General features: G+C 71.1%; 12 protein-coding genes and 1 pseudogene. 1 reads left to right on the top strand and 12 read right to left on the bottom strand.

Annotated features, from left to right (window positions below):
• Nucleotides 1-75: 75 nt before the first annotated feature.
• The 9 genes from tmk to bldG form a co-directional block, all read right to left on the bottom strand.
• Nucleotides 76-3282 carry a dTMP kinase gene (gene tmk / locus ACIRD7_RS35740; protein WP_403460008.1) on the bottom strand — a complete coding sequence of 1069 codons (3207 nt, stop codon included), beginning with the start codon at nt 3280-3282 and terminating at the stop codon, nt 76-78.
• 197 nt (nt 3283-3479) lie between these two features.
• Nucleotides 3480-6317, bottom strand: coding sequence for a type I DNA topoisomerase (topA, locus tag ACIRD7_RS35735; RefSeq protein WP_403460007.1), 2838 nt, complete (start codon nt 6315-6317; stop codon nt 3480-3482).
• A 243-nt stretch (nt 6318-6560) separates the two neighbouring features.
• Entirely contained in the window at nt 6561-6758 is a 198-nt protein-coding gene (locus ACIRD7_RS35730; RefSeq protein WP_403460006.1) for a hypothetical protein, read from the bottom strand.
• An 81-nt stretch (nt 6759-6839) separates the two neighbouring features.
• A complete protein-coding gene (locus ACIRD7_RS35725; RefSeq protein WP_403460005.1) occupies nt 6840-7079 on the bottom strand; it encodes a hypothetical protein in 240 nt (79 codons plus the stop codon).
• Between the two features lie 220 nt (nt 7080-7299).
• Nucleotides 7300-8832 (bottom strand): methyltransferase, encoded by a 1533-nt coding sequence (locus tag ACIRD7_RS35720; protein WP_403460004.1) that lies wholly within the window; start codon nt 8830-8832, stop codon nt 7300-7302.
• Between the two features lie 62 nt (nt 8833-8894).
• Entirely contained in the window at nt 8895-9491 is a 597-nt protein-coding gene (locus tag ACIRD7_RS35715; RefSeq protein WP_403460003.1) for a small secreted protein, read from the bottom strand.
• Nucleotides 9492-9704: 213 nt separating this feature from the next.
• Entirely contained in the window at nt 9705-12107 is a 2403-nt protein-coding gene (locus ACIRD7_RS35710; RefSeq protein WP_403460002.1) for a sodium-translocating pyrophosphatase, read from the bottom strand.
• Nucleotides 12108-12412: 305 nt separating this feature from the next.
• The gene (locus ACIRD7_RS35705; protein WP_403460001.1) at nt 12413-12850 is read right to left on the bottom strand and encodes an ATP-binding protein; all 438 of its coding nucleotides are present in this window, start codon (nt 12848-12850) and stop codon (nt 12413-12415) included.
• Between the two features lie 123 nt (nt 12851-12973).
• Nucleotides 12974-13315, bottom strand: a complete 342-nt coding sequence (bldG, locus tag ACIRD7_RS35700; protein ID WP_003975386.1) for an anti-sigma factor antagonist BldG — start codon at nt 13313-13315, stop codon at nt 12974-12976.
• A gap of 82 nt (nt 13316-13397) precedes the next feature.
• Here bldG and ACIRD7_RS35695 point away from each other — a divergent pair, with 82 nt between their 5' ends.
• Nucleotides 13398-16103 carry a DEAD/DEAH box helicase gene (locus ACIRD7_RS35695; RefSeq protein ID WP_403459999.1) on the top strand — a complete coding sequence of 902 codons (2706 nt, stop codon included), beginning with the start codon at nt 13398-13400 and terminating at the stop codon, nt 16101-16103.
• Nucleotides 16104-16140: 37 nt separating this feature from the next.
• Here the strand turns inward: ACIRD7_RS35695 and ACIRD7_RS35690 are convergent.
• The 3 genes and pseudogenes from ACIRD7_RS35690 to ACIRD7_RS35680 form a co-directional block, all read right to left on the bottom strand.
• Nucleotides 16141-16596 (bottom strand): annotated as a pseudogene (locus tag ACIRD7_RS35690) (Rv3654c family TadE-like protein); the annotation flags it as partial.
• A complete protein-coding gene (locus ACIRD7_RS35685) occupies nt 16593-16988 on the bottom strand; it encodes a TadE family type IV pilus minor pilin (RefSeq protein WP_403459998.1) in 396 nt (131 codons plus the stop codon). The pseudogene ACIRD7_RS35690 and the gene ACIRD7_RS35685, both read right to left, overlap by 4 nt.
• A complete protein-coding gene (locus ACIRD7_RS35680) occupies nt 16975-17184 on the bottom strand; it encodes a DUF4244 domain-containing protein (RefSeq protein ID WP_403459997.1) in 210 nt (69 codons plus the stop codon). The genes ACIRD7_RS35685 and ACIRD7_RS35680 overlap by 14 nt, the downstream gene beginning before the upstream one ends.
• Nucleotides 17185-17222: the final 38 nt, after the last annotated feature.

The following is a 17222-nucleotide window of genomic DNA, read 5'->3' as shown; positions in this document are numbered from 1 at the left end:
CCCGGCCAACCTCAGACCCGGCCAACCTCAGACCCGACCGACCTCAGACCCGACCGACCTCAGACCCGACCGACCTCAGCGCCGCCTACCCCGCCCCCGTCCCCCGTCCTCGTCGTACTCCTCATCGTGCGGGCCCAGCAGCTCGTCCGCCAGCGTCGGCAGATCGTCCAGCGGCGTCTCCTCGGCCCAGTCGGACCGAGCCCTGCGTCGCTGCGTGCCCGACTCGTCGACCTGGGGCATCTCACGCGTACGTTCCTCGTCGCGGAAGTACCCGGGCGGCACCCGGTCCCCGCGCTCGTCCGCCGACACGGGCGGGAGTACGGCCGTCTCGTCCGCCGCGCCCGGCGGAACCGGCGGCAGCACAGCCGTCTCGTCCGCGGCCCCCGGCGGAACCGGCGGCAACACGGCCGTCTCATCCGCCGCCCCAGCAGGCGCCGGCGGCTGCGGCAGCTTCGCCGTCACCTCGGACTCGGACTCCCCGGAGGCACGCCGGCCGGAAGGCCGCTCATCACGAGTCGCCCCCCGTTCCTCGTCCCGCACCGGCCGCAGCACCGTCGTCTCGTCGGACGCCCCACCCGGCGCGTTCTCCGGCGTCACCACCGGCGTGGGAACCGTCGCCGCGTCCCTGAAGCCGGCGCCGGCCGCAGGTCCCTTCGGCTTGGGCCCCGCCTCCGCGGCGGCCGCGGCCTGCTCCGCGAGTCGCCGGGCCTCCTCGGCACGCAGCAGCGCCTCTTCCGCCTTGCGCTGCTTCTCCAGGCGCCGGGCCTCGGCCTCGGCGTGGATGCGGGCCTCTTCCTCGGCCTGCTTGCGGCGGCGGTCCTCCTCGGCCCTGCGGCGCGCCTCTTCCTCGGCGCGCACCTTCTCCTCCGCGAGGAGCCGCTGGCGCTCCTCCTCGGCCCGCCGCTGCGCTTCCTCGGCCCGCAGCCGGGCCTCCTCCGCCTGCCGTTCGGCCTCGCGCCGCTGCGCCTCCTCCAGCTCGCGCCGCTTGCGCTCCTCCTCCTCGGCACGCAGCCGGGCGAGCTGCTCCTGGCGCTCGCGCTCCAGGCGCTCCTCCTCGGCCTTGCGCGCGGCCTCTTCCTCGGCCTTGCGGCGGGCCTCCTCCTCGGCCTTGCGGCGCGCTTCCTCCTGCGCCTGGATCTCGGCCTCGGACAGCGGCAGCATCTGGTCGAGCCGGTGGCGGATGACCGTCGTCACCGACTCGGGCTCCTGGCCCGCGTCCACCACCAGGTAGCGCCCGGGGTCGGCCGCGGCCAGCGTCAGGAAGCCGGAGCGCACGCGCGCGTGGAACTCCGCCGGCTCCGACTCCAGCCGGTCCGGCGCCTCGGTGAACCGCTCGCGGGCGATCTCCGGAGAGACGTCGAGGAGCACGGTCAGGTGGGGTGCCAGTCCGTTCGTCGCCCAGCGGTTGATGCGGGCGATCTCCGTCGGGGACAGGTCGCGGCCCGCACCCTGGTAGGCGACGGAGGAGTCGATGTAGCGGTCCGAGATCACGACCGCGCCGCGCTCCAGTGCCGGCCGGACCACCGTGTCCACGTGCTCCGCGCGGTCCGCCGCGTACAGCAGGGCCTCGGCGCGGTGCGACAGCCCGGCGCTCGACACGTCCAGCAGGATCGACCGCAGCCGCTTGCCGACCGGCGTCGCCCCCGGCTCGCGCGTGACGACCACCTCGTGGCCCTTGCCGCGGATCCACTCCGCGAGCGCCTCGGCCTGTGTGGACTTCCCGGCGCCGTCGCCGCCCTCCAGGGCGATGAAGAACCCGGACGTCGCGGGCACCAGCTCCGAGTCGTCCCCGCCGAGCACCGCGTCCCGCAAGTCCTGCCGCAGCGGCACACCGGACCGGTCGTCGACCTTGGCCAGCACCAGCACGGCCACCGGCAGCAGCAGCGCGCCGACCAGCATCAGCGTGAACGCCGCGCCGCCGTGCGCGAAGACGAACTTGCCGCTCTCCAGCCGGTGCGGCCCGATCAGCGCGGCCACCAGCGGCGCGATCACCGCGCCGAGCGCCACACAGACCCGTACGACCGCGTGCAGGTGCTCGGTCGTGCGCGACCGGCGGAACTCCTCGGCCTCCTGGTCGATCAGGGTGTGCCCGGTGTTGGCGGCCACCCCCGCGCCGATCCCGGCCAGCGCGACGATCAGCAGGACGGTCGTGACGTCCGGGACGAGGCCCGCGGCCAGCAGCGCGACACCGGTGAAGGCGATGGCCAGCGCCAGCAGCCGGCGCCGCGACAGGGCGGGCAGCACGGAGGGCGCCGTACGGATGCCGACGACCACGCCGCCGGTCAGCACGAGCACCAGCAGGCCGTACAGCACCGGGCCGCCGCCGAGGTCCTTGGCGTGCAGCACGGACACGGCGACCGCCGCGGCCACCGCTGCGGCGACCGCCGCGCACGCCGTCACCAGCAGCGCGATCGCGCCGGTGCGGCCCTTGTCGACGCCCGTCCCGGTCTTCGGGCGGCGCAGCCCTTCCAGCGGCGAGCGCGCACGCGGGGTGCGTGTGTCGGGCAGCTCCAGGAAGGTCACCACGGACAGGGACGCGGCGAACAGCCCGGCCGCGACATAGGACGCGAGGGCCGCCTGGTGCTGCGCGAACCAGTCGAGTCCGGCACCGAGCAGGTTGTTGAGCAGGGCGGCGACGACGAGTGCGGCGCCGGCCAGCGGGACGGCCACGAAGCTCGTACGCAGCGACAGGCGGCGCAGGGCGTCCATGTGGTCCGGCAGCGGGCGTACCGACGCGCCCTCCGGCGGCGGGGGCGGCAGCAGTGCGGGCGCCGCGCTCTCGCGGCACACCGTCCAGAAACGCTCGGCCACTGCGGTCACGAAGGCCGTCACCAGGAGCAGTGCCAGCGCGTTGTCCGGCGTCCAGTCGATCCACAGGGGCGCGACGATCAGCAGGGCGACGCGCAGTCCGTCGGCGCCGACCATGGTCCAGCGCCGGTCGAGCGGGCCCTCCTGCGAGGTCAGCGACGTCAGCGGGCCGAGGAGCACGGCGCCGAAGAGCAGCGTCGCCAGGATGCGTACGCCGAAGACGGTCGCCACTGCGAACGCCACGCCTCGGTAGCCCCCGCCGAACGACCCCTCCGCGATCGCCGCCTGAAGGGCCAGCAGCACCAGCACCAGCAGGGCGAGGGTGTCGCCGACACCCCCCACCAACTGCGCACTCCACAGCCGCTTCAGCTGAGGTCGGCGCAGCAGGGCGCGCACCGCGCGCTCGCGGGAGTCCGCTGCCAGGGCGTCGTCGGGGGCCGGGTGGTGGGCCGTTGGCTGCTCGGCTCGGGTCATGCTTTCAGCCTATCGGGACCCACCGACAGCCCGGCGCTCCCGCCCGAACGTACGCACGCCCCGACACCAAACTGATGCCGAGGCGTTCGTTTTGCGAACCGGAGGTGAAGGTCTGGGCCCTCAACCAGGCCCGAAAAGGGCCGGGTTGTGACCCGGACCGGTCGCCGGCCGGCCGCGCGGGCGGCCGGCCCGCCGGCTCAGTCCTCGCTGGAGGACTTCGCGGCCGTGGCCTTCTTCGCGGCCGCCGTCTTGGCCGTCGTCTTCTTCGCGGCCGTCGTCGTCTTCTTCGCCGCGGTCTTCTTGGCGGCCGTCTTCTTGGCCGGAGCGGCCTTCTTGGCGGCCGTCTTCTTCGCCGGGGCCTTCTTCGCCGTCTTCTTGGCGGGTCCCTTGGCGCGCTTCTCGGCGAGCAGCTCGAAGCCGCGCTCCGGCGTGATCGTCTCGACGCTGTCGCCTGAGCGCAGGGTCGCGTTGGTCTCGCCGTCGGTCACGTACGGCCCGAAACGACCGTCCTTGACGACGACCGGCTTCTCGCTCACCGGGTCGGTGCCCAGCTCCTTCAGCGGCGGCTTGGCGGCCGCGCGGCCACGCTGCTTGGGCTGGGCGTAGATCGCCTGCGCCTCCTCCAGCGTGATCGTGAACAGCTGCTCCTCGGCCTGGAGCGAGCGCGAGTCCGTGCCCTTCTTCAGGTACGGCCCGTAGCGGCCGTTCTGCGCGGTGATCTCCACGCCGTCCGCGTCGGTGCCCACGACACGCGGCAGGGACATCAGCTTGAGCGCGTCCTCCAGCGTGACCGTGTCGAGCGACATGGACTTGAAGAGGGAGGCCGTGCGCGGCTTGACGGCGTTCTTGCCGGTCTTCGGGGTGCCCTCGGGGAGCACCTCGGTGACGTACGGGCCGTAGCGGCCGTCCTTGGCGACGATCTGGTGGCCGGTCTGCGGGTCGGCGCCCAGCTCGAAGTCGCCGCTGGGCTTGGCCAGCAGTTCCTCGGCCAGCTCGACGGACAGCTCGTCCGGCGCCAGGTCGTCGGGGATGTCGGCGCGCTGGTGCTGCTCGGTGTCCTTCTCGCCGCGCTCGATGTAGGGGCCGTAGCGGCCGACGCGCAGCACGATGTCGTTGCCCACGGGGAACGACGACACCTCGCGGGCGTCGATGGCGCCCAGGTCGGTCACCAGTTCCTTGAGGCCGCCGAGGTGGTCCCCGTCGCCGTTGCCGGCGTCGGCCGCGCTGCCGTTGTGGGTGCCCTCGCCGAAGTAGAAGCGCTTCAGCCACGGCACTGACTGCGCCTCGCCGCGGGCGATGCGGTCGAGGTCGTCCTCCATCTTGGCCGTGAAGTCGTAGTCGACGAGCCGGCCGAAGTGCTTCTCCAGGAGGTTGACCACGGCGAAGGACAGGAAGGACGGCACGAGTGCCGTGCCCTTCTTGAAGACATAGCCGCGGTCGAGGATCGTGCCGATGATCGACGCGTACGTCGACGGGCGGCCGATCTCGCGCTCTTCGAGCTCCTTGACCAGGCTGGCCTCGGTGTAGCGGGCCGGGGGCTTGGTGGCGTGCCCGTCGACCGTGATCTCCTCGGCGGTGAGCCGGTCGCCCTCGCTGACCTGCGGCAGCCGGCGCTCGCGGTCGTCCAGCTCGGCGTTGGGGTCGTCGGCGCCTTCGACGTAGGCCTTCAGGAAGCCGTGGAAGGTGATCGTCTTGCCGGACGCGCTGAACTCGACGTCCCGTCCGTCGGCCGCCGTGCCGCCGATCTTGACGGTGACGGAGTTACCGGTCGCGTCCTTCATCTGGGAGGCGACGGTCCGCTTCCAGATCAGCTCGTAGAGCTTGAACTGGTCGCCGGTCAGCCCGGTCTCGGCGGGCGTGCGGAAGCGGTCGCCGGAGGGGCGGATCGCCTCGTGCGCCTCCTGCGCGTTCTTGACCTTCCCGGCGTAGGTGCGCGGGGCGGCCGGCAGGTAGTCGGCGCCGTACAGCTGCGTGACCTGGGCACGGGCGGCGGCGACGGCGGTGTCGCTCAGCGTCGTCGAGTCCGTACGCATGTAGGTGATGTAGCCGTTCTCGTACAGCTTCTGCGCGACCTGCATGGTGGCCTTCGCGCCGAAGCCGAGCTTGCGGCTCGCCTCCTGCTGCAGCGTCGTCGTACGGAACGGGGCGTACGGCGAGCGGCGGTACGGCTTGGACTCGACGGACCGGACGGCGAACTGCGTCTGCTCCAGGGCGGCGGCCAGCGCGCGGGCGTTGGCCTCGTCGAGGTGGAGGGTGTTCGCGCTCTTCAGTTGTCCGAGGGAGTCGAAGTCGCGGCCCTGCGCGACTCGCCTGCCGTCGACGGTCTGCAGGCGGGCGACCAGCGACGACGGGTCCGACGGATCTCCTGCGCGGCCGGTCGCGAAGGTGCCCGTCAGGTCCCAGTACTCAGCAGAACGAAACGCGATGCGCTCGCGTTCCCGCTCCACGACGAGTCGGGTGGCGACGGACTGGACACGGCCGGCCGACAGCCGCGGCATGACCTTCTTCCACAGGACCGGCGAGACCTCGTAGCCGTAGAGGCGGTCGAGGATGCGGCGGGTCTCCTGGGCGTCGACCAGCCGCTGGTTCAGCTCGCGCGGGTTGGCGACGGCGGCCTGGATCGCGGCCTTGGTGATCTCGTGGAAGACCATCCGCTTGACCGGGACCTTGGGCTTGAGCACTTCCTGGAGGTGCCACGCGATGGCCTCGCCCTCGCGGTCCTCATCGGTGGCGAGGTAGAGCTCGTCGGATTCCTTCAGCAGGTCCTTGAGCTTCTTGACCTGGGCACGCTTGTCGGCGTTGACCACATAGATCGGCTCAAAGTCGTGTTCGACGTCCACACCGAGGCGGCGGACCTCGCCGGTGTACTTCTCCGGCACCTCCGCAGCGCCGTTGGGAAGGTCGCGGATGTGCCCGACGCTCGCTTCGACTACGTAGCCGGGGCCCAGGTAGCCCTTGATCGTCTTCGCCTTGGCAGGCGACTCGACGATGACGAGTCGGCGGCCGCCCTGTGCGGTCTCGCTGGTCGGGGACAACTTCGCTCTTCTCTCCGGTCGACGCTGGGCCTCCCCAGGCCGTAGTCCCGGGGTCGGGTGGTGGTGACGCTGCGGAGTGTGACGGTACATCCCGCCCCGTTGTCAAACGGGAAAAGCCCGCAACGGCCACTCGAACGGTAACCCGACTTCCGCCATTCCTGCCGCCCGGAGTGGCCACAGGTCTTTTCGAGCCTTTCCGGAAGACGGCTCACCAATTACCGGCTGCCCAGCTCATGGGCGTTCTCAGAGGCGGGAGAAGCACCAGGTTCCGAGGATCAGCGCGATCACCGAGACAAGGCCCGCGAGGGTCGCCGATGCGACGGGGTTCACACCGTGAGCGACGGGCTGACGCTGCCTGACCCGCACCGCGGTCCACACCAGCAGCCCGGCTCCGAACAGGGCGAACACGATCCCAGCGAAGATCGCCGGTCCCCTCTCCATGGCCCTCTTGCCCCTTTTCTCCCGTCCGCGAGTGCCCCAGCCCGGGGAGGCTGACACGCGCGGACGGCGCTCAGGCGAACCTCAGGTGAACGAGGGACCGACGCGACGGTGGACTCTCCTGACCTCGAGTGCCGGCCGCCACGACAGCCCCACAGGATCCTCCACCCTCGCCGGCCTCTCCCGCCTCAGAGCGCGCCGGGCGCGGGCGTCTTTCCTGATCGTCTCGGTGCTGTCCGCACGGCTGCCGCCGAGCGCGTGGACCAACTCGAATTTGTCCCCGGGGAGCTCGGCGGCTTTGCCGGTGCCCTTCTTGTGGTTCATTTCGCCGGTGCCCGAACAGCGCCTATGACCTGGTCGGTGTGCGGTTTGGCGCAGTCGATCAACAGAGTGTCGTATCCGCCGATCACGGCACCCGTGCCGAGTACGAGGCATGCCGTATCGCCGCCTGTCGGCGGTGTCGCCGGAAGCCGGAGCAGGCGGCTCGCCGCACCTGTTGCGGGGCGCCGGACGGATGTTGGCCGGTTTCCCCTCCCGGCCCCGGTCACCGTGCCGGTTCGAGGAACCCCTGTTCCACCAGCAGCCGGATCTGCGCGGGCGTACGGTCGCGCAGCAACACCGGGTCCTCGCCCATCAGTTGGGCGATGGCGTCCAGGATGCGGCCCGCGCTCAGCGAGCCGTCGCACACGCCGGCGAAGCCCGCGCCGACCGTGTCCACCTGCGTGGCCCGGCGCATCCCGCGGTGCTGGCGCAGCACCACGTGCTCCGGGTCCTCGGCTCCGGGCAGTCCGACCTGCTCCTGCACGATCTCGCCGACGAGCCTGAAGTGGTCCTCCAGCAGGGCCGCGTCGTCGCGGGCCCGCAGATAGTCGATGCGGTCGAAGTGCGCCCGCACGGTGTCGCCGAGCGGCTGCTCCACCGGATGCGGCCACTCCTCCACGGTGATCGACGGCACGGGGCCCGACGCCTTGCGCAGGGTGATCCAGCCGAACCCGACGGCCCTGACCTTGCGCCCCTCGAACTCGTCCAGCCAGGCGTCGTAGCGCGCCTGGTACTCGGCCACGTCACCCCGGTGGTCACCGGCGTCCCGCAGCCACAGCTCGGCGTACTGCGTGACGTCCTGGACCTCGCGCTGCACGATCCACGCGTCGCACCCGCGCGGCACCCACGACCTGAGCCTGTCCTGCCAGTCCTCCCCCTCCACGTGCTGCCAGTTGGCGAGGAACTGCGCGAACCCGCCCTCGTTCAGCCGCTCCCCCGCACCCTGAACGATCGACCGGCACAGATCGTCCCCGCCCATCCCACCGTCGCGATACGTCAGCCGCGCGCCGGGCGAGATCACGAAGGGCGGGTTGGAGACGATCAAGTCGTACCTCTCGTCGTTCTTCAGCGGCTCGAACAGCGAGCCCTCGCGCAGGTCCGCGGCCGGCGCGCCGGACAGCGCGAGCGTGAGCGCGGTGATGTGCAGCGCGCGCGGGTTGAGGTCGGTCGCCGTCACGCGCGTGGCGTGCTGCGCGGCGTGCAGCGCCTGGATCCCGGAGCCGGTGCCGAGGTCCAGGGCGGCGGAGACGGGCGTACGGACGGTGATGCCGGCGAGGGTCGTGGAGGCGCCGCCGACGCCGAGGACGACCCCCTCGTCCTTGCTGCCGATGCCGCCCGCACCGCCGACCGCGCACCCCAGGTCGGACACGATGAACCAGTCCTGGCCGTCGGGCCCGCCGTAGGGCCGTACGTCGACGGTCGCGGAGACGTCGTCGCCGGAGGCGCCACCGCCGACCCGGACCAGCCAGCCACTCTCCAGGCACGCGTCGAGGGGCAGAACGTCCGCCACGCGCGCGTGCGGCACGGGTTGCTGCAACAGAAACAGCCGTACGAGCGCCTCCAGGGGCGTCTCTCCCCGGGTGGCCCGGAGCGCGGGAACGGTCTCGCTGCGCGCGAGCGCCGCGTACGCGGGCGCGCCCAGCAGTTCGAGCAGCCCGTCGGCGGTGAAGGAGGCCCCGAGCAGGGCCTCCCGCAGCCGGGCGGCCACATCGGGGCGGTCGGATGCGGGCAGGGCAGGCAGCGTGGAGTCACTCACGACCCCATTGTGGCCCGCGCCCGCCCGCGGAGTCGGCACGGCCGCCTTGGGCCGCGTTCGGCTCAGCTGCCGGAGGCCCCGGCCGCGCCGGACGCCACGGCGGCCTGCTTGCAGCCCTCCTGAGAGGTCAGCGCCTTCTTGGTGTCGCCGGACTCGAGCTTCTTCAGCGCCGTGATCGCGCTCTTGCGCTGGGTCTCGACCTGCTTCATCTCGGCCGAGACCTCCTTCAGACCGGAGGCGAACTTCCCCTGGTCCTTCGTGTCCAGACCGTCGACCCGCTTCTTCAGGTCGGCGTAGGCCGCGGAGAGGGCCGTGAGCTTCGTGACGACGTCCTTCTGGGTCTTCGCGCCGTCCTCGACCCCGGGAGGCGCGCCGGCGCTGCTGATGAGGGCCGCGCGCTCCTTGTAGCCGTCGGCGAGGTCCTGGAAGGCCTTGGAGTCGGCCTGCTGGAGCTCCTTGGGCGTGCTGGTGGTGTCCTTGGCCGCCTTGGTGATCGCGACGTAGGCCGCCGAGATCTTCGCGTTCTGCGCCGGCACCGCGTCGCAGACCTTCTTCGCCCAGGCGTCGAGCTCCTTGTTGCCCTCGTCGCTCGTGCATCCCGTCAGCGCCAGCGCCAGTACCGCACCGCCGGACAGCGCGGCCGCGAGCTTCTTGTTCACCGGTTTGGTCCCTTCCGTGGCTCTCGGCCACGGGACCCTACACGGCGGATGGATGACGACAGCACCCCGAATCGTGCCTATGTAATGATTTACGACTCTTTGCACCATGTGAGAGAAGGGTCACGGCCGGGTGTGAACGAGCAAGGGGCGGGCGGGCGACGCACCAACGCGCGCCACCCGCCCGCCCCTTGATCTGGGCTGTCGTAAGACCGCCTACGAAACCACCGCGGGATCGGCCGGCTTGGCCACCCTCTCGGCGTTGTCTTCGTCACCCACGGCGATACCGCGCCGCTTGGAGACATAGACCGCGCCGATGATCACCAGCAGCGAGGCGACGGCGATCAGGACCCGCACGCCGACGTTCTTGTCCTCGCCGTAGCTGAACTGGATGACCGCGGGCGCGATGAGCAGCGCGACCAGGTTCATGACCTTCAGCAGCGGGTTGATCGCCGGACCGGCGGTGTCCTTGAAGGGGTCACCGACCGTGTCGCCGATCACCGTCGCGGCGTGGGCCTCGCTGCCCTTGCCGCCGTGGTGGCCGTCCTCGACGAGCTTCTTGGCGTTGTCCCAGGCACCACCGGAGTTGGCGAGGAACACCGCCATCAGGGTGCCCGTACCGATCGCACCCGCGAGATACGCGCCGAGGGCGCCGACGCCGAGCGTGAACCCGATGAAGATGGGCGCCATCACGGCGAGCAGACCGGGCGTGGTCAGCTCGCGCAGGGCGTCGCGGGTGCAGATGTCGACGACCTTGCCGTACTCCGGCTTCTCCGTGTAGTCCATGATCCCGGGCCGCTCACGGAACTGCCGCCGCACCTCGTACACCACGGAACCCGCCGACCGCGACACCGCGTTGATCGCCAGCCCCGAGAAGAGGAAGACGACCGCCGCGCCCGCGACCAGGCCGACGAGGTTGTTGGGCTGCGAGATGTCCATCATCAGGTTCATCGGCGCGCCTTCACCGCTGAGCTTCTCGCCGACGTCCCGCGCGCCGGTGGTGATGGCGTCGCGGTAAGACCCGAAGAGCGCCGCCGCCGCGAGGACGGCGGTGGCGATGGCGATGCCCTTGGTGATGGCCTTGGTGGTGTTGCCCACCGCGTCCAGGTTGGTGAGCACCTGGGCGCCGGCGCCCTCGACGTCACCGGACATCTCGGCGATGCCCTGCGCGTTGTCGGAGACCGGCCCGAAGGTGTCCATGGCGACGATCACACCGACCGTGGTGAGCAGACCGGTGCCGGCCAGGGCCACCGCGAACAGCGCCAGCATGATCGACGTGCCGCCGAGCAGGAACGCCCCGTACACGCCGAGGCCGATCAACAGGGCGGTGTAGACGGCCGATTCGAGACCGACCGAGATACCGGCGAGCACGACGGTGGCGGGACCGGTCAGCGAGGTCTTGCCGATGTCCCTGACGGGGCGCCGGTTGGTCTCGGTGAAGTAGCCGGTCAGCTGCTGGATGACGGCCGCGAGCAGGATGCCGATGCCCACGGCGACGAGCGCGAGGATCCGCGGGTCGCCCTCCTTGGTCGCGATGGCGGCGTCGGTGACACCGTCGAGGTCGGCGTACGACGACGGCAGGTAGGCGAACACGGCGATCGCGACGAGCACGATCGAGATCACCGCGGAGATGAAGAACCCGCGGTTGATCGCGGTCATGCCGCTGCGGTCGGAGCGGCGCGGGGCCACGGCGAAGATGCCGATCATCGCGGTGATCACGCCGATCGCGGGCACGATCAGCGGGAACGCGAGTCCCAGGTCGCCGAAGGCGGCCGACCCGAGGATCAGCGCGGCGACCAGGGTCACGGCGTACGACTCGAAGAGGTCGGCCGCCATACCGGCGCAGTCGCCGACGTTGTCGCCCACGTTGTCGGCGATGGTCGCGGCATTGCGCGGGTCGTCCTCCGGAATGCCCTGTTCGACCTTGCCGACCAGGTCGGCGCCGACGTCGGCGGCCTTGGTGAAGATGCCTCCGCCGACACGCATGAACATCGCGATCAGCGCGGCGCCGAGACCGAATCCTTCGAGCACCTTCGGCGCGTCGGCCGCGTACACCAGCACCACACAGGAGGCGCCCAGCAGACCGAGCCCCACTGTGAACATGCCGACGACGCCGCCCGTGCGGAAAGCGATCTTCATGGCTTTGTGCGAGACGGTGGTGAGATCCTTTTCCGGCTCACCCTCCGCCGGGGTCGCTTCCCGCGCCGCCGCGGCGACCCGCACATTGCTGCGCACGGCGAGCCACATGCCGATATAACCGGTGGCCGCCGAGAACGCGGCGCCGATCAAGAAGAACACCGATCGGCCGATGCGCTGATTCCAGTCGTCCGCGGGCAGCAGCATGAGCAGGAAGAACACGACGACGGCGAATACGCCGAGCGTCCGCAGCTGCCGGGCCAGATAGGCGTTGGCGCCTTCCTGTACCGCTGCCGCGATCTTCTTCATGCTGTCGGTGCCCTCGTCCGCCGCGAGCACCTGGCGCACGAGAACGCCGGCGAGCACGAGCGCGGCCAGTGCGACAACGCCGATGACCGTGATGATGATCCGGTTGTCGTCCGTCAGTACTGCGGCTGCGAGGGTTGTGGGGTCCAGCTGATGAGGGGTAGAAAGCCCCGCCATTCGTCCTCCTTGACGCTTGGGCTGAGCTCAAGATGTGGACGGATTCTAGGTACCGGAACCTGATCAAAACAGATGGCGGTAAACGGAATTAGCCTTCACATGCCGTTCAGCAAATGATCGACATCTCGCCACTGAACCCGAAAGTGCTAATGCCTCAAAACCATTGACGTGAGCATAGGCGCTTGATCAAATTATCGGGTGATTGATCGTGAATTTCTTCACGAATTCGCCGACGCCGCCGGCGTAAACACGAAAGGGCCCTGCTGAGCAGGGCCCTTTCGTGATGAGAACGCTTCGAGGGGGTCTCAGGTAAGCACCACGGCCGGCGGTGTGGTCGGCCAGGTCATACGGATCAGCCCACCATGCTCCCCGGCGGAGACCTCGACGTCGTCGACGAGACCGCTGATGACCGCGAGGCCCATCTCGTCCTCTTCGGCCTCGATCTCGCCGTCGTCGCCCGCGCCGCCGGCGGCCCGCTCACCGGGAACGGAGCGCGGAGCCTCGTCGCCGACCTCGATGGAGAACTGTTTCTCCTCCTCGATCAGCGCCACCTTCACCGGCGCCGTGATGCCGACGCTCTGATGCAGTCCGACGGCCCGGGAGCAGGCCTCGCCGACGGCGAGCCTGACCTCGTCCAGGACGGCCTCGTCCACTCCGGCCCTGCGCGCCACCGCTGCCGCCACCAAACGGGCGGTCCTGACGTGCTCGGGCAGCGCGCTGAAGCGGAGTTCAACGGTGGCCATGCATCCCCCTCGCAACTTCGGGCGTGCTATCGGGGGGAACGGGCCGCCGAAAGCCCGCTCCCCCTTCACTTTCAACTTCTGCCGCCCCGGGCACACCGCTGCACGGCGTGTCCGGGTCCGGGATCAGTCGGTCGCCGCTACCGCTTCCTCGACCGAGGTGTGAATCGGGAACACCTTGGTGAGGCCGGTGATGCGGAAGATCTTGAGAATGCGCTCCTGGTTGCACACCAGGCGCAGGGAGCCCTCATGGGCTCGTACCCGCTTCAAGCCGCCGACCAGTACGCCGAGCCCGGTGGAGTCGAGGAAGTCCACGCCCTCCATGTCGACGACGAGGTGGAAACTCCCGTCGTTCACCAGCTCGACCAACTGCTCGCGCAACTTGGGCGCGGTATATACGTCGATTTCGCCACCGACCTCGACGACCGTACGATCGCCGACGGTACGGGTCGACAGGGACAGGTCCACGGATCCTCCAGCACCTTGCTATCGAGCGGTCGTCCCTAGGGACACCTCGGCTTGCAGCCCCCAGGACGGTTCGCCAGCCGCGATGGCATTCAATCACTTACCGGCAGGCGTGCACGACGCCTTGGTCCCATTGTCCGTCACGCCAGTGACACACTCGGTGCCGATGGCCAAGAATCACCGATCCGATCGAACCCCAACGGGCCCCGTTTCCCGGGTGGACCCGGGCGCGGTGCTGGACCGGCTCGCCTCGGGGCCGAGTCGGGCTTCGCGCATCACTCATACGGAGCATGTGCCCCCGAGGGCGGGTCGCCATGCCGTCTGGCCCGACCGGATCCGCGCGGAGGTCATCGCCGCGGTGCAGACGGCCGGAATCGAACATCCCTGGGCCCACCAGGCACGCGCTGCCGAGCACGCCCTGGACGGCGACTCGGTGGTCGTCGCCACGGGCACCGCCTCCGGGAAGTCCCTGGCCTACCTCGTGCCGGTCCTGTCGACCCTCCTGGACGGCTCGGAGGCCCCGAACGGCCGCGGCGCCACCGCCCTCTACCTCGCTCCGACCAAGGCTCTTGCGGCGGACCAGTGCCGTTCGGTGAAGGAACTTTCACATCCGCTGGGCAATTCGGTACGTCCGGCCGTGTACGACGGCGATACTCCGTTCGAGGAACGGGAGTGGGTCCGCCAGTACGCCAACTACGTCCTCACCAACCCCGACATGCTGCACCGGGGCATACTCCCGTCCCACCCCCGCTGGTCCTCCTTCCTCAAGGCCCTGAAGTACGTCGTCATCGACGAGTGCCACACCTATCGCGGCGTCTTCGGCTCCCATGTCGCCCAGGTGCTGCGCCGCCTGCGCCGCCTGTGCGCCCGCTACGGCGCCTCTCCCGTCTTCCTGCTGGCCTCCGCGACCGCCGCCGAGCCCGCGGTGGCCGCCCGCCGCCTCACCGGGCTCCCGGTGGTCGAGGTCGCCGACGACGCCTCCCCGCGCGGCGAACTGGTCTTCGCCCTCTGGGAGCCCCCGCTCACCGAGCTCCAGGGTGAAAAAGGCGCACCCGTCCGGCGTACCGCCACGGCCGAGACGGCGGACCTCCTGACCGACCTGGCCGTGCAGGGCGTGCGCTCGGTCGCCTTCGTGCGCTCCCGGCGCGGCGCCGAGTTGATCTCGGTCATCGCCCAGGAGCGCCTCGCCGAAGTGGATCGCTCCCTCGCCCGGCGTGTCGCGGCCTATCGCGGCGGCTACCTCCCGGAGGAGCGCCGCGCCCTGGAACAGGCCCTCCACTCCGGCGAACTCCTCGGCCTGTCCGCCACCACCGCCCTGGAACTCGGCATCGACGTCTCCGGCCTCGACGCCGTACTGATCGCCGGCTATCCGGGCACGCGCGCGTCCCTGTGGCAGCAAGCGGGCCGGGCCGGCCGCTCCGGGCAGGGCGCGCTGGCCGTCCTGGTCGCCCGCGACGACCCGCTGGACACCTACCTCGTCCATCATCCCGAGGCCCTGTTCGACCGTCCGGTGGAATCGACGGTCCTCGACCCCGACAACCCGTACGTCCTGGCCCCGCACCTGTGCGCGGCGGCCGCGGAGATCCCGCTGACCGATGAGGACCTGGACCTCTTCGGCCCCGAGGCCGAGGCTCTGCTGCCGCAGCTGGAGGCCGCGAAGCTGCTGCGCCGCCGTACGAAGGCCTGGCACTGGACCCGCCGGGAACGCGCCGCCGACCTCACGGACATCCGCGGCGAGGGCGGCCGGCCGGTCCAGGTCGTCGAGGCCGGGACGGGACGGCTGCTGGGCACCGTCGACGCGGGCTCCGCGCACGGCACGGTGCACGAGGGCGCCGTCCACCTGCACCAGGGCCGTACGTACCTGGTGCGCTCCCTCGATCTGGAGGACTCGGTGGCCCTGGTCGAGGAGGCCGCGCCGCCGTATTCGACGGTCGCCCGCGACACCACGGCGATCTCCGTGCTGGAGACGGACGTCGAGATCCCGTGGGGTGACGGCCGCCTCTGCTACGGCTCCGTCGAGGTCACCAACCAGGTGGTCTCCTTCCTGCGCCGCCGGCTGATCACCGGCGAAGTACTGGGCGAGACGAAACTCGACCTCCCTCCTCGTACGCTGCGCACCCGCGCGGTGTGGTGGACGGTCACCGAGGACCAGCTGGACGAGGCCCGGATCAACCCGGAGATCCTCGGCGGCGCCCTGCACGCCGCCGAGCACGCCTCGATCGGCCTGCTCCCCCTGTTCGCCACCTGCGACCGCTGGGACATCGGCGGCGTGTCGATCCCGCTCCACCCCGACACGCTTCTCCCGACGGTCTTCGTCTACGACGGCCACCCCGGCGGCGCGGGCTTCGCGGAACGCGCCTTCCACACGGCCCGCTCCTGGCTCACGGCCACCCGCCAGGCCATCGCCTCCTGCGAGTGCGACGCCGGCTGCCCGTCCTGCATCCAGTCCCCCAAGTGCGGCAACGGGAACGACCCGTTGCACAAGAGGGGCGCGGTGCGGCTGCTCGGGGTGCTGTTGAAGGGGGCGCCGGAGGGGGAGGCCGGGGAGCGGACCGACGGGGCCGGGGAGCGGGGCGAGGGGGCCGGGGAGCGGGGCGTGGCTGGCCGGGACGAGGGGCTGGGAGGCCGAGAGGGCCAGGAGGGGCCGGTGTCGGTCGCTCAGGCGGTCACGGGGCCGGTCTCGGGTGGTGCGCCTCAGCAGGCCGGTACGCGCCCGGAGGGCCGGGCGGTGGCTCCATCTGGCCGGCGGGACGCGGAGGCGCCGTCGGTGCCGCGGGTCCCGGAGGCGTAGGCGGCGCCGCGAGTCCCTGAGGCGTGGTCGGCCCCGTAGGCTCCGCAGGTCCCGCAGGCCCCGCAGGTCCAGCCCTCGCCCTGACCTCCGCCTCGAAGGGCCCTCGGCCCGAGGCGGCCGTCACGTCCGAGATCTCGCCGGCCATCACGCACCGCACGAGCCGCGCCTCCTGCGCCCGCGCCACCCGTTCCGCCCGCGCACAGGCCGCCGTACCGCCCTCCGCCCAGTGGTCGGCCGCCGCCAGTGCCGCGAGATCCGCACCGCCGGCCGCGCGATGCCGGGTCACGACGGCGTGGCCCAGGGCGAGTACGACGCCGAAGACGACGCAGAGCACGGCGATGGCGCCGAGGCTCCACACGGTGGCGGAGCCCCGGTCGGAGGTGAGGTCGACGGCAGCGGGCCTCCATCGCGCGAAACACCGACGGTCGGCTGGCGCCCGCCGGGGCCGACGCCTGGGACCAAGCCTCCGGGCGGATTCGCCAGTTCCGCTCATGTCCCCGCCCCCACCATCTCCTCAGCCGACGCCACGGCCTCCTCCCGTACCTCGAAGGGGAGCCCGCTCAGCACCGGCGGCTTGGCGACGACGGTCACGCGGACCTCGTCGCCCTCCCGGCCGACCGTGACCGTCGCGCCGCGCGGGGCAGCCTCGCGGGCCACCTCGACGACCGCCTCGGTCGGATCCTGACGGGCTGCCGCGCGGGCACCCGTCCGGGCCGCGTCCACGCACTGGATCTGCGCCGCCATCACGAGCAGCCCCCACACCAGCGCCATCGCGAACATGACCAGCACCGGCAGCACCACAGCCGACTCGGCCGTCACGAATCCGCCGTCCGAGCGCCAGGCCGACCCGCGCTCACGCACTCCTCCCTGCTCACATCCCCGCATCGAGTGCTCGCTTCACGATGGCCTGCAACTCAGCGCTGACCTCGCCGCTCGTCACGACCTTGTAGAGCACCACGGCGAACGCCACCGCGGCGACGATCCCCATCGCGTACTCGGACGTGACCATCCCGGCGTCCCTCTGCGCCGTCCGCACCCGCCACACCAGCGCGCGCATCCGCGCCCGTACCGCCTTGTACATCTCAACCCCCGTAAGGTTCAGTTCCGTTGAAAAAGCCC

This window comes from Streptomyces sp. NPDC093568, assembly GCF_044764945.1.
Classification (GTDB): Bacteria; Actinomycetota; Actinomycetes; order Streptomycetales; family Streptomycetaceae; genus Streptomyces.
Note: the sequence above shows the minus strand (reverse complement) of the source record. Positions and strands in the feature narration are given on the sequence as shown.

Bases quoted from the DNA above. Each gene is read 5' to 3' on its own strand.
- tmk (WP_403460008.1), bottom strand. From the start codon at position 3,282: ATGACCCGAGCCGAGCAGCCAACGGCCCACCACCCGGCCCCCGACGAC.
- ACIRD7_RS35730 (WP_403460006.1), bottom strand. From the start codon at position 6,758: ATGGAGAGGGGACCGGCGATCTTCGCTGGGATCGTGTTCGCCCTGTTC.
- ACIRD7_RS35725 (WP_403460005.1), bottom strand. From the start codon at position 7,079: ATGAACCACAAGAAGGGCACCGGCAAAGCCGCCGAGCTCCCCGGGGAC.
- ACIRD7_RS35710 (WP_403460002.1), bottom strand. From the start codon at position 12,107: ATGGCGGGGCTTTCTACCCCTCATCAGCTGGACCCCACAACCCTCGCA.
- ACIRD7_RS35705 (WP_403460001.1), bottom strand. From the start codon at position 12,850: ATGGCCACCGTTGAACTCCGCTTCAGCGCGCTGCCCGAGCACGTCAGG.
- ACIRD7_RS35695 (WP_403459999.1), top strand. From the start codon at position 13,398: ATGGCATTCAATCACTTACCGGCAGGCGTGCACGACGCCTTGGTCCCA.
- ACIRD7_RS35685 (WP_403459998.1), bottom strand. From the start codon at position 16,988: ATGCGGGGATGTGAGCAGGGAGGAGTGCGTGAGCGCGGGTCGGCCTGG.
- ACIRD7_RS35680 (WP_403459997.1), bottom strand. From the start codon at position 17,184: ATGTACAAGGCGGTACGGGCGCGGATGCGCGCGCTGGTGTGGCGGGTG.